11 protein-coding genes and 1 tRNA gene are annotated in these 12,443 nt (G+C 70.4%); 4 read left to right on the top strand and 8 right to left on the bottom strand.

Annotation, left to right across the window (positions count from 1 at the left end):
* The first annotated feature begins 11 nt into the window (after positions 1–11).
* Both AGRA3207_RS07555 and AGRA3207_RS07550 read left to right on the top strand, forming a co-directional pair.
* Positions 12–1,466: an aldehyde dehydrogenase family protein gene (locus AGRA3207_RS07555; RefSeq protein ID WP_231333837.1), complete on the top strand. Its 1,455-nt coding sequence runs from the start codon at positions 12–14 to the stop codon at positions 1,464–1,466.
* A 90-nt stretch (positions 1,467–1,556) separates the two neighbouring features.
* Positions 1,557–1,631: transfer RNA gene (locus AGRA3207_RS07550), tRNA-Val, on the top strand.
* 175 nt (positions 1,632–1,806) lie between these two features.
* Here AGRA3207_RS07550 and AGRA3207_RS07545 read toward each other — a convergent pair.
* The 6 genes from AGRA3207_RS07545 to AGRA3207_RS39765 all read right to left on the bottom strand — a co-directional run bounded on the left by AGRA3207_RS07545 (position 1,807) and on the right by AGRA3207_RS39765 (position 7,316).
* On the bottom strand, positions 1,807–2,343 hold the full coding sequence (locus AGRA3207_RS07545) for a hypothetical protein (RefSeq protein WP_231333836.1): 537 nt from the start codon (positions 2,341–2,343) through the stop codon (positions 1,807–1,809).
* Between the two features lie 739 nt (positions 2,344–3,082).
* Positions 3,083–3,496, bottom strand: coding sequence for a hypothetical protein (locus tag AGRA3207_RS07540; RefSeq protein ID WP_231333835.1), 414 nt, complete (start codon positions 3,494–3,496; stop codon positions 3,083–3,085).
* 441 nt (positions 3,497–3,937) lie between these two features.
* Complete coding sequence (locus tag AGRA3207_RS07535) at positions 3,938–4,423, bottom strand: Pycsar system effector family protein (protein ID WP_231333834.1); 486 nt, start codon at positions 4,421–4,423, stop codon at positions 3,938–3,940.
* Between the two features lie 13 nt (positions 4,424–4,436).
* On the bottom strand, positions 4,437–5,369 hold the full coding sequence (locus tag AGRA3207_RS07530; RefSeq protein ID WP_231333833.1) for a hypothetical protein: 933 nt from the start codon (positions 5,367–5,369) through the stop codon (positions 4,437–4,439).
* Positions 5,366–6,562 (bottom strand): tetratricopeptide repeat protein, encoded by a 1,197-nt coding sequence (locus AGRA3207_RS07525; protein ID WP_231333832.1) that lies wholly within the window; start codon positions 6,560–6,562, stop codon positions 5,366–5,368. The genes AGRA3207_RS07530 and AGRA3207_RS07525 overlap by 4 nt, the downstream gene beginning before the upstream one ends.
* A gap of 64 nt (positions 6,563–6,626) precedes the next feature.
* Complete coding sequence (locus tag AGRA3207_RS39765; RefSeq protein ID WP_273700014.1) at positions 6,627–7,316, bottom strand: Crp/Fnr family transcriptional regulator; 690 nt, start codon at positions 7,314–7,316, stop codon at positions 6,627–6,629.
* A 381-nt stretch (positions 7,317–7,697) separates the two neighbouring features.
* On the opposite strand from AGRA3207_RS39765, the gene glnII reads away from it, so the two are divergent.
* Together glnII and AGRA3207_RS07505 are read left to right on the top strand one after the other, a co-directional pair.
* Positions 7,698–8,711, top strand: a complete 1,014-nt coding sequence (gene glnII, locus AGRA3207_RS07510; protein ID WP_231333831.1) for a glutamine synthetase — start codon at positions 7,698–7,700, stop codon at positions 8,709–8,711.
* Positions 8,712–8,868: 157 nt separating this feature from the next.
* Positions 8,869–9,507: a hypothetical protein gene (locus AGRA3207_RS07505; protein ID WP_231333830.1), complete on the top strand. Its 639-nt coding sequence runs from the start codon at positions 8,869–8,871 to the stop codon at positions 9,505–9,507.
* Here the strand turns inward: AGRA3207_RS07505 and AGRA3207_RS07500 are convergent.
* Entirely contained in the window at positions 9,488–10,318 is an 831-nt protein-coding gene (locus AGRA3207_RS07500) for a hypothetical protein (RefSeq protein WP_231333829.1), read from the bottom strand. The genes AGRA3207_RS07505 and AGRA3207_RS07500 overlap by 20 nt on opposite strands.
* Before the next feature lie 208 nt (positions 10,319–10,526).
* On the bottom strand, positions 10,527–12,329 hold the full coding sequence (locus tag AGRA3207_RS07495) for a RelA/SpoT family protein (protein WP_231333828.1): 1,803 nt from the start codon (positions 12,327–12,329) through the stop codon (positions 10,527–10,529).
* Positions 12,330–12,443 lie beyond the last annotated feature (114 nt).

The raw sequence follows: 12,443 nt of genomic DNA, 5'->3' as shown, positions 1-12,443 counted from the left end.
AGGGAGGCCATATGAGCACGCGAGCCCAGCTCTTCATCAACGGTGAGTGGACCGGGGCCGCCGACGGCGCCGAGTTCACCACGTCCGACCCCGCCACCGGGAAGGTGCTCGGAGTCTGCGCCGAGGGCGGGCCACAGGACGTCGACAAGGCGGTGGACGCGGCTCGCGCGGCCCTGGAGGACCCCTCCTGGGCGTCCATCCCACCGAGCGCGCGCGCCCGTCTCCTCTGGCGCGTCGCCGATCTGATCGAGGAGCACGAGGCCGAGCTGGCCGAGCTGGAGACCCGCGACCAGGGCCAGCCCCTCGGCGTCGCCCACTCGGTGAGCGTCACCGGCGCCGCCGAGCACTTCCGCTACTTCGCCGGCTGGTGCACCAAGATCGAGGGCTCGGTCTCCCCGATCTCCTTCCCCGACACGCTGCACTACGTACGCCGCGAGCCGGTCGGCGTCTGCGCGCTCATCACCCCGTGGAACTTCCCGCTGATGATCGCCGCCTGGAAGCTGGCCCCGGCCCTCGCCTGCGGCAACACCGTGATCATCAAGCCGGCCGAGCAGACGCCCCTCACGACCGTCCGGCTGGTCGAGCTGTGCGAGCGGGCGGGCTTCCCGCCCGGCGTGGTCAACCTGATCACCGGCGGCCCGTCCGCCGGCAAGGCCCTGGTCGCGCACCCCCGGGTCGACAAGATCTCCTTCACCGGCTCCAGCTCCGTGGGCCGCGAGATCGTCAAGGCGTCCGCGGGCAACCTCAAGCGCGTCACCCTCGAACTCGGCGGCAAGGCCCCGAGCGTCATCGCCCGCGACGCCGACATCGACCTCGCCGTCGCCGGCAACCTGCAGGGCGCCCTCCTCAACAGCGGCCAGGTCTGCGCCGCCTACACCCGCCTCTACGTCGACCGCCGCCGCGCCGACGAGTTCACCGAGAAGCTCGCACAGGCGGCCTCCACCCTCCGCCTCGGCCCCGGCCTGGACCCCGAGACCCAGATCGGTCCCCTCGTCTCCCTGGAACACCTCACCCAGGTCGACTCCTACGTCCACACCGGCGAGAAACAGGGCGCCCAGCTCGTCACCGGCGGCGAGCGCGCCGACGGCCCCCTCTCCGACGGCTTCTTCTACCGCCCCACCGTCTTCGGCGGCGTCACCGACGACATGACCATCGCCCGCGAAGAGATCTTCGGCCCCGTCCTGCCCGTCCTGACCTACGACGACGCCGAGGAACTCTCCGCCCGCGCCAACGACACCGACTTCGGCCTGGCCGCCTCCCTGTGGACCAGCGACCTCGCCACCGCCCACCGCCTCGCCGCCGACATCCGCGCCGGCGCCGTCTTCGTCAACATGCTCCCCATCCCCGACGCCGCCGCCCCCTGGGGCGGCTTCAAGTCCAGCGGCTGGGGCCGCGAGATGGGCCCCTACGCCATCGACGCCTACACCGAGGTCAAGGGGGTCTGGGTCCACCTGGGCAACTCCTGACGCCCCGCCCCCGTACCCGGTTCGCGCCCCTCCGCACCGTTTCGCACTACCCCCCGCGAACCGGGTACGCTTTCCCGGTCACGAGCACGCGGGCGCGTAGCTCAGGGGTAGAGCACTCGCCTTACAAGCGAGAAGTCGGCGGTTCGAAACCGTCCGCGCCCACCAAGGTCAGGGCCATGATCCAGCAAGCTGGATCATGGCCTTTCTCATCTGAGTGACAAAGTGAGTGACTAGCGCCGAGAGCGGGAACCCACTGTGCGCCGGTCCGTGACGCATGCCGGTGACGGAGGGTTGACTGCTGATCCGATCTGACTGAGGACTGCTCAGCGATCCTGGCTGCTTACATCCCTCGGAGAGCGTCTCGGAGACGGTCTTCCAACGCGTCGCGCGCTGATGCCCACTGCTGTAGCGCCCATGCCGCTCCGTCCAAGGGGGCGATGGGGCCTGTCAGAGCCCAGGAGTCTTCATACGAGCCGATGTCAACGCCTTCTTCGGCCAGTCTTCGTGCTCGCTCCTCCTCCCATCTGGCCCTCTCCTGAGTCTTGACGTGATCGATCCAGGTGAGAGCCTCGAGGAACTGGCGAGTCAGTTGATGTTCTTCCTCGGTTAGCGTCGTGCCATGCTTGATCAAAAAGGTGTTGATCCTCGGTAGTTCAGCCCGCAAATCCCGTTCTTTGGCATCCAAGCGAGACTGGATCTCCAGATCGTGGAGCTTGTCGAGTAGTTCTCTTAAGACTTCCAGACGCTGCTGGTTGTACGCTCCACTGGCGGTGCGGCGTAGCTCTGCCTGCTCCAGTTCCTGACGTGCTACCTCACTCTGCACTCGGCGCCGCTCGCCGCCCCTCCATTGGAGGTAGCCCATGATTGCGACGAACACCGTTGCCCCGACAGGGAGTACGGTAGTGAGTATTTGCACAGTTGCATTGTGGCGGGACGGTACCGCGATGGCTAGCGCAATCGAGATTTGGGTGTTGGTGCATGGCCTGCCGACGCCGACGCTTCGCGTCTTCGCAGTGGACGGGGGAGGGCCCAGACGTTAATGATCCACATCAGGGTCCATTTTGGTCCGGTGCATCACCGGTGGTGAAGATGTCGTCCATGGCGGTCGCGCCCTTCTCCATTACAGGACGGATCTGCAGGCGGTAGACGGTCTCGGTGACGGCCGTGCTGCGGGCGAAGCGGAGGCTTGCTCATCGGGTGACCGTCCTCAAGACGCTGTGTCGTCCGGGCGGGCGTGCCCAGGCAGATCTCATTGGTCCTCCACGGCGAAGACGAGGCCGTCCGTGAGCGGTGAGCGGGACGGGACGGATGTGACTCGACGGGCCGAGAGAGGCCCGGTTCACCGGAGCCGGTGGCCGGGCTCTGCTCTTCAGGTCGGCCGGCGAGAGTCGTTCGGCTGAACCCGTGACACAACTGCCAGGGCCACAGGTAGGGGCTGGGGGAGGGAGTTACAGGTCAGAGGCGGTGTGACGCCGTGACATGGCGCCCGTGACGCGGGCGTGGCACGTACCCATGACAGGCGCGTGACAAGATCATCCGCGTTGCGGCCGTGCCCCCACGCGCAGCCGCACGGGAGCCGGGCCTGGTGCGGAGCGGCGTCACGGTCACACGGCCGCTCATGCGGCGTGTCCGAGGTCGTCGTGGTCCAGTGGCGACAGGTCGGTGATGGTGAACGTCGTGCTGCTACCGGACTTGTCGGCCCAAAGGACGCCGCGGGCGGTCAGGTCTTTGAGGACCTTGTAGATCCAGGCGCGGCCGTTGCCGGAGCGGTTACGGACGGCGGTCAGCTCGGAGTCGGAAGCGGTGAACGACGGCCTCCGGCTCTCCTGGCGGTGGCGGAGCCAGTCGTACACCAGTCCGCGGGCGGCGGCCGGTGTCCTCGGCTCGCGGTTGTCGTCCTCGGTGACGAGGCTCTCGGCCTCGGTCGGCTCCTGGACCCGGTCGCCGGCCCCCGCGGTAACGGCCGGATCGGGGTCATCGGTACGGAGCGCGGCCGCCACCGGGTCACCGCTGTCTCGGGTTGAGCTCACGCCGAACGCTCACGGAAGCAACGGTAGGGTCAGCCATGGCCTTTGCCAGGCTCCGGGCCGCGTATTGAAGATCAACAAGGACATCCGCCCGGTTCGAGTAATGGCGGACAAGGTCCACCAGCCAAAAGACCCTGTTCCCAAGCATAGGAACGGGGTCTTCGTGTCTCTGGGTCCCGACCGTGAGCTCTGCGGGTCCAGACCCTTCCGTCGCAACGCGACCAGCTCACGCCAACCACACCTACACCGCCTGACGGCCCGGGCAGGCATGCGTGTAAGGAAGGGTTCGCATACATATCACCGAGTCGGGCGAGGTTGGTTTCATCTATGGCACACATGTCTGGGGGAAATTGGCCAAGGAGGTGGCGTCCTTGTGGCCGTCGCTGTCCTCCGGTTGGGAGTGAACACTCTTCCTCGGGGACGGGACTTTTCCCAGTGGCGTGTTCAGCCTAGGGCCATGGTGATTGCTACGCAGAGGAGGGCGGAGGTGAGCATCGCGGCTGTTCCGGGGATGGCCTTGGCCACGTGCCGGTGTTTGGTTTCGGCCAGTTCGGCGAAGACCCTCACCATTTGCCAGGCCGCGTCCCGCTGGGCTTCGAAACCGGCGGGCAGGTTGGGGGAGACGCCCATGATGCCGAAGGCGCTGGGTGAGATGGGGGTCCGCAGGCGGGGGCGTAGTGCCTGGACGAGATGGTGGCCGGAGAAGAGGAAGGAGAGGACGAAGGCGCCGTAGACGGCCGGGAGGACGAGGATCGAGTCCCCGCCGGGGGACGGCAGGTTCGGGAGTGCGGCCATGACGGCGAGGACCGCTCCCGTGTGCGCGACGAGCAGGGTCGAGATCTTCGCCTCGGCGTGCTGCAGGTAGTTCTGGAACGCGGTCATGACCGTCACCGCCACGATCGCCTCGTTCTCGTTGGTCTCCGTGTTCACGGCGCGCTCCCGTTCATGGCTCGTCGGTGGGGTCCGGGCTCTTGATCGCCCGAAGGGTGGCGCGCAGGGCGCGCACCGTGTCGCGGACGTAGCCGCGGTAGCCCTCGTCGCTCAGGGTGGTGCCGTTCACGTGGCAGCCGACGTTGACCGCGAGGGCGTCCCCGCTGGTCAGGGTGATGCGGAATTCCTGGCGGACGCTGACGTCGGCGGGTGTCAGGAAGCTCATGGCGATGGGGCCCGCCATCCTGATCACCCGGCCGCTGGAGGCCCCGCCGCCGTGGTCGGCCAGGCGGTCGTTGATCGTGCCGATCGTGGTCACGTCGCTGATCATGAACTCGTGGGTGGTCTCCAGGTCGCGGACGCCTGTGGCGAAGTTCAGGACGCAGGTGTAGGCGCAGACCTGGTGGCGGGTGAGGACGACCACGGCGACCTCGTAGCTGGCGTATCGGGGTTTCCCGTCGAGCCCGATCGCGTAGTCGGTGGGGAGCGCCGGACCGACCACCAGGAGGGGGCGCCTGGTGATCGTCTCGGCCGGGATGTTCATCTCCTGCGTCGCCTGGTGCTCGATGCGGCGCATGTCGTCGAAGAACCACTGGTCCATCTGCTCGTCGGACGGGGCGCCCGTCCTGGCGCTCTTCTGCCGCTGGTACCGGAAGAGCCGTATCGAGCCGAAGATGAGCAGGGGCCAGCCGACGAGGTTCCCGCCGAAGAAGGTGATCAGGGCGAAGAGTATGGCGATGGCCGCGGTGCTCGGGTCCTCTTCTGAGCTGGCGGCGCCTGCGCCGAAGAAGATGAAGGGGAGCACGAAGGCGCCCAGGAGCATGACGGAACCGATGATGGCGAGGGTCAGGCCGATGGAGAGGTCCCGTTCCTCCGGCGGGGCCACGAAATACCCGCGGATGGGGCGGGGGGCGTAGGGGCCGGCCGTCTCGGCGGCGGGATTCATCCGGTCTCCTCGGGAGGGACCTGGGCGCGGATCCACGACCAGATCGGGTTGTCCGGGGCCGGCACGTGCTCGACGATCTCCGCGGCGAGTTCGTATCCCCTGCGGGTGAGCGGCGTGCGGAGAACGGGGGCCGCCATCTGGTCCGGGGGCGGCCCGGTGTAGTCGAAGCCGTTCTGCTGGTAGTAGTCCTGCTTGGTGATCGCCCACAGGAGCAGCGCCCCGGTGTGGTGCGGGTCGATGGCGAGGACCTTTTCCAGTTCGCGTTCGATGCGCTGGATGTTGGACCGCCGATGCAGGCGGGGCCGGTGTCCGTGGAGATAGGCCGTGGCGAGGCGGAAGCGTATGTCCGCCTCTTCGCGCAGCTCCGCGGCCTGCGTCGCCGCATGGCGGAGGTTCGCCGAGGCCATGGCGTAGTCGTGGTCGTGGAAGGCCGTCAGGCCCGTGGCGAGGGGATCGGCCCTTGGTGCCTCCTGCACGCTCAGGTGGAAGTCACCGCCGATTTGGTTGTTGACCCCGAAGTTCTTGTTGCCGTCGCCCATCTGCCATGTCGTTCCGGACGCGGGTGGGGTGGGAGCGGCCTTCTGCGTGTGGGGGACGGGGGCGGGATGACGTCCTGGCACGTGGAGGTGGGCCGTCTTTTCGTAGTCCTTTTCGGAATGGCTCACACGGACCTCGGTGAAATCGCTTTCGCGTAACGAGGCCAGATCGGAGCCGACGACCTTGCGGAACACCTCGGGGGACACCAGCAGGACGAGGCGTGCCTGGTCGTCCCTCAGGAGCGCCTCGCGCAGCGGTTCCGCGGAGAGCAGCCGGGCGACCTCGATGAAGGCGGGACCGGCGGTGCCGAACGCCGAGGGCGTGAGGACGTCGCAGTGCATCGCGAGCCGCAGCCGTATGCGCAGGGCCGGGCTGTGGTCCTCGTTGTGGAGCCGCAACCGGTCGTCGAGGCCGCGGACGAACGATCCGATGAAGCGGGCCAGGTCCGCGCCGGGCGGCAGGGCGGCGAGGCCGCCGTCGCCCTCGCCCTTGACGTCCCACTCGGCCCGGTCGATCCCCCCTTCCCGCGCGGCCAGGTCGAGGATCGCGCGCAGGCGTTCCTGCATGATCTTCTGGTGCCGGGTGGTGCGCTTGCTGTACTTCTCGATATCGACGCCGAGCACGAAACGCTCGACGAGTGAGTCGTCGTCGCCCATGAATTGGTCCTCGCTGGTTCAGGTCCCCTGCGACCAGTCTTCAGCGATGACCACCGTGGCTATGTCATGGATCGGACACTGGGCTCGGCGAATCGGCGGGATTTCCGCTCGACATCCGCCGGAGCGCGTCCATGTCGTGGATGAGGATCCGGCCCCGGCATGTCTCGATGAGGCCCAGGGAGCGCAGTTTGCCCAGGTCCGTGGACACGTGGCCGCGGGAGAGGCCCACCGTGCGGCCGAATTCCGCCTGGTCGAGGGGCACCTCGACCGGGTCCGCGCGGCGGCGCGCCGCGGGGGAGACGGCCAGGCGCAGCAGTGTCCGGAGGACGCGCTGCTCGGCCGGCAGCGTCGGCAGCTCGGCCCGGAAGATCTCGTTCTCGTGGAGGCGGCTGAGCGCGTGGTGCATGACCGCCTTCTCGCAGTCCAGCTCCCTGATCGCGTCGTTGAACTCGCCGGAGGAGATGAGCCTGGTCGCGCAGCGGTCGATGGCCGAGACGTTCGCCGAGTGCCCCTGCCCGCTCAGCAGGGCGATCTCGCCGATGAGGTCACCCGACCCCCGGATCGCGAGGACGATCTCGTTGCCGTCCGCGCCGAGCCAGGTCACCTTGACCCGTCCGTGCAATAACAGGATCAGATGATCGTCCACATATCCCTGACGGAGCAGGATCTCACGTGGCGAGAAGGTTTTGGCGGTACCGGTCCCCGCCAGCCGTGCCCAGCCGTTCTCAGGCAGAAGGGATTTCAGATCGGTCATGTCACAGCAGCGCCATAGAGGGATTATTCGGGGGCGAAGGCGAGGGTGCCTATCGGGTTCGGGCTCATCGTATCGAGCGCGGTGTCGGATTCCGCCCTGGACGCCGAATGTGCGATGCGTTCGCCTGCCCGGACGGCGGCGGACCCCGTGGTGCCCGGCCCGTGGTCCGCCGGACGTCGAGCTGGGCGTCCCGGAGAGGGGGCCGAAGTGACCGTACTCGGCCAGTACCCGGGTGTGCGGCCGGGCGGTGTGACCGACGTCTCAGGTGATTTGGGCAGGTCAGGGTGCGTTTTACATGCCGTTCACATTTGGGCAACAGGTCCGAAATGGCCTGTTGGCAGCTTCTGGGGGAACCCACAAGGCCCTCCGGAGGGATCGACGTTGAGCTACAAGGCCGAGTACATCTGGATCGACGGCACCGAGCCGACCGCGCGGCTGCGGTCGAAGACGAGGATCCTCGCGGACGGCGCCGACCTGCCGGACTGGGGGTTCGACGGCTCCAGCACCAACCAGGCCCCGGGCGACAGGTCCGACTGCGTCCTCAAGCCCGTGTTCTCGTGTCCGGACCCCATCCGCGGTGGTGACCACAAGCTGGTCCTGTGCGAGGTGTACCTGGTGGACGGGACGCCCCACGAGACCAACACGCGCGCCAAGCTCCGTCCGGTGGCCGAGAAGTACGAGGCGCAGGACTCCTGGTACGGGATCGAGCAGGAGTACACCTTCTTCAAGGACGGGCGCCCGCTGGGCTTCCCGGAGCGCGGCTTCCCGGCCCCGCAGGGGTTCTACTACTGCGGCGTGGGCGCCGACGAGGTCTTCGGGCGCGAGATCGTCGAGGCGCACCTGGACGCCTGCGTCGAGGCCGGGCTGAAGATCTCCGGCATCAACGCCGAGGTCATGCCCGGTCAGTGGGAGTTCCAGATCGGCCCGGCGGGGCCGCTGGAGGTCGGCGACCACCTGTGGGTCGCGCGCTGGCTGCTCTACCGCATCGCCGAGGACTTCGACGTCTCCGCGACCCTGGACCCCAAGCCGGTCGAGGGCGACTGGAACGGCGCGGGGGCGCACACCAACTTCTCCACCAAGGCGATGCGCGAGGGCTACGACGCCATCATCACCGCGTGCGAGGCCCTGGCCTCGAAGGCGCAGGAGCACGTGGCGGGGTACGGCGCCGACATCGAGCGGCGGCTGACCGGGATGCACGAGACGGCGCCGTGGAGCGAGTTCAGCTACGGCGTGTCCGACCGCGGCGCGTCGGTGCGGATCCCCTGGCAGGTCGAGGTGGACAAGAAGGGCTACATCGAGGACCGCCGTCCGAACGCCAACGTCGACCCGTACGTGGTGGCCCGCCTGATCACCGGCACCTGCTGCGAGGCGCTGGAGAACGCCGGCCAGGTCTGATCGCGAACCCCGGGGGTTTGTGGGCCCCCGGGGTCCTTCGTGGCTGCGGGGGCGCACTGTGCCGGACGTGACCAAAGCTCAGCAAATCTTTCGGGTTGGGGGAGTTCCGCCCTTCGGCGCCGGGTAGCACCTACTCGTTCGCACCGGGGGAGGGGACATGCCCGATACGCCATTCGGGCGGTACTCCGGCGGCCTGCCCGGCAGGCACGCCGGCCGCCCTGCGCCACGGCCCTTTGAGCGTTCGTTCCGGTGCTCCTCCACGGCCCGGCGGCGCTCCGCGGAGGCTCCGGCCAAGCGGTACCAGGACTTCGTCGCGCTGCACGAAGAGATCTCCGGGCGGTCGGATCCGGCGCTGCGCCCGCTGTGGTGGACGGGCGCGGCCTGCGCGCTGGTCGCGGCGGGCCTCGCGTTCGCCGTCGTGCTGGGGGTGCGCGGCCTGCTCGGGGTGCAGATCCCCGTGTTCGCCGGCCGGCACACCGGGACCGGCGCGGCCGCGACGAGCTACGCGCTGTGCGCGATGGCGGGCACGATCCAGGCGACGGCGCTGATGCACCTCCTGCTGGCGACGGCGGCGCGTCCGGTCAGGGCCTTCGGCTGGATCGGCGGGACGGCGGTGGTGCTGGTCGCGGTGCTGCCGCTGACTCTGCACGGCCCGCCCGCCGCCGCGCTCGCCACGGCCGGCCTCAACCTGGCCGGCGGGGCGGGGGTGATCGCGCTGCTGGCGGCGGTGGTGGCCGCGTCGGGCGGCGGTCCCCGGGGCTGGCCGGACGGGCGGGTCAGGCGCGGCCGACCGTGATCGTCAGCGGGTCCGGCGCCGTCGTGGACACCACGCGGACGTGCCGGAGCCGCCGCCGCACGTGCACGTCAACCGGCTCGTCGGGGGCCAGGACCCGCAGTTCGCGGTGCATCCCGGAGAAGCCGAGGCAGAGGGAGACGTCCCAGACGCCGCGGGGGAGCGGGTCATCGACGAACGTCCGCGTGACCGGTACCCGGGCGGTGTAGCACAGGCCGTCCGGCCCCTCCTCCAGCATGGCGATGACCTGGTAGGACTCGCGGGTGCGGCGCTCCAGCAGGTTCAGCGTCCCGGAGACCGGCATGGTGAGCCGCCCGCCGTTCAGGTGCCCGGTGACGGCGACCTCCTCGTCCCGCTCGTCCCAGCCCAGCCGGTCGGCCGGGGTGGACCCGCCGGAGTGGGGACGGCCGCCGACGTCGATCGCGAGGAGCCCCGCGGAGTCGAAGTAGACGGCGACCGTGACGGAGCCCGGCAGGAACCGGCGCTGCGGCGAGGCGTCCACGTCCGGGGCGCGGTCACGGCCGAGCGGCAGGACGGCCGTCCCCACCGGCGCCGGGACCGCGACGGCGACGTCCCACAGCCCGCCGGGCAGCGGCGGGCCGCCCTCGACGGACGCGACGTCCACCAGGGCCTCGAACGCGACCGAGCCGCCCAGGGCGGTGACGGCGGCGGGCAGGCGCAGCAGGTCGCCGCCGTCGCGTTCGCGCAGGTGGAGCTCGACCTCCGGTTCGGCGGCGGGGTCACATGTGATCCGCCCGGCCAGCCGGAGGGCGGAGCCCGCCCAGGCCAGCTCCGTCAGATAGGGATCCGGCATCGCGTCCCCGCCTCGTCCTCCGTGCCGTCATCCGATCACTTCCCCGGGACCGGGCGATCGAACCGGGCGGGTCACGGCACCACGGTCACCGGCCACCGGCCCGTGCGGACGAGCCGGACCGCGACCGACCCGTCCACGCCCGCGACGATCACCTTGGGCCCGTCGGCGCCGTACTCGAACGTCATGCGGTCGGCGTAGCCAGGACCCCTCAGCCGCCGACGAATCGGGCGACGAGGTCGTCCAGGCGCAGCGACCCGGTGGTCAGCGCGCCGTACATCTCGTCGATCTCGTCGTAGCCGAGGGAGCGGGCGACGGCGAGGGAGTCGCCGCGCGCCTCGGCGGCGAGCAGGTCGACGTGCCGTCCCGCGAGGGCCTGGACGAGGCGCCGCCGCCCCGCCTCGGCGGCCTCCTCGGCGTGCCGCAGCGCCAGGCACTGCTGGATGCGGACGCGGGCGGGCACGGCCACCGCGAACTCCAGCCAGTCCTCGGACGGGCGGCCGGCCGGGTCGGTGAGGATCTCCACGACGTTGCCGCTGCGGACCTGCACCGACATCGGGGCGAGCCGCCCGTTGACGACGGCGCCGATGCAGCGGTCGCCGAGCGCGGGCTCCAGCGCGTAGGCGAAGTCGAGGGCGGTGGCGCCCGCGGGCAGCGCGACGGCCTCGCCGCGCGGGGTGAACGCGGCGACGTTCCCCGCGGCGAGGTCGGCGCGCAGGCTGTCCAGGAAGTCGGCGGACGGCGCGTCGGACTGCCAGGCGAGCAGCCGGCTCAGCCAGACGAGGTCGCGGCGGCCCGCGACGGCGTCGGCGGTGGCGGCGTCGTCGCCGGCGTCGCGGATGTGGGCGACGATGCCGTACTCGGCGACCGGGTGCATGGCGCGGCTGCGGACGATGACCTCGAACGGGTCGCCGTCGGGGCTGATCACCCGGGTGTGCAGCGACCGGTACATGTTGTGCTTGGGCGTGGCGATGAAGTCGCGGACCTGGCCCGCGACGGGGTGCAGCGCGGCGTGCACCGCGCCGAGCGCGATGTAGCAGTCGCGTTCGGCGCCGTCGACGACCAGGAGGAGGCGCGCGGCCTCGCACGGACGCAGCCCGGTGAGCCGGCCGCCGAACGACTGGTGCACCGCGTACAGGTGGGACGGCCTGATCCGCATCGTCGCGTGGACGCCGTGCTCGGCGAGGGAGCGGCGGAGCCGCAGGATGGCGGGGCCGAACGCGCCGGCGGCGTCGCCCAGCGCGGCGCGGACGGCGGATCCGGTGGCGGCGTGCGCGCCGGGGGAGCGCGCGGCGAAGGCCAGGTCGTCCATCTCCCGTTTGAGGACGTGGATGCCGAGCCGCTCGGCGAACGGGACGAGCAGCTCGTGGGACGCCTTGGCGTAGCGGGCGCGCTTGTGTTCCGGCTGGAACCGCAGCGTGCGCAGGTTGTGCAGCCGGTCCGCGAGTTTGATCACCAGGACCCGCAGGTCGTCGGCGGCCGACAGCACGATCTTGCGGAACGTCTCGGCCTCGGCGCGCTCGCCCCAGCGGCCGCCGTCGAGCTTGGTCACGCCGTCCACCAGCACGGCGATCTCCTCGCCGAACTCGGCGCGGACCTCGCCGAGGGTGAAGGGGGTGTCCTCGACGGTGTCGTGCAGGAGGGCGGCGACGAGGGTGGTGGTGTCCATGCCCATCCCGGCGAGGATCATCGCGACCGCGAGCGGGTGGGTGATGTAGGGGGCGCCGGACCTGCGGAGCTGGCCCCGGTGGAGCCGCTCGGCGACCGCGTACCCGCGCAGCAGCTCGGCCTGGTCGGCGTCCGGGTAGGCGGCGCGGTGCGCCGACAGCAGCGGGGCGAGGGCGGCGCGGACGGCGGCGTCTCCGGCGGTGGCGCCCCGGCGGCGCAGCGGCAGGCGGAACCGCCCGGGTGCCCGCGGGGGCGCGGCGTCCCGGATCACGGCGCCCGGGATCGCGGCGCCGCGGAGGGCGCCGTGGGCGGAGCCTGTGGAGTTCGCCGGATCGAGGGTCGCCATCACGTACCCACCTGACCGCATTCCCCCGTCGCGCCCGATGCTACGGGGTGTAACTGACATTATGCGCGATGTCGTCGCCGGAACGTGAGACCCGGGCGGGGAGCGCGCCGCGCC

It is taken from the genome of Actinomadura graeca (genome assembly GCF_019175365.1).
GTDB lineage: Bacteria > Actinomycetota > Actinomycetes > Streptosporangiales > Streptosporangiaceae > Spirillospora > Spirillospora graeca.
The sequence above is the reverse complement of the archived record's forward strand: the minus strand, read 5'-3'. Positions and strand labels throughout refer to the sequence as shown.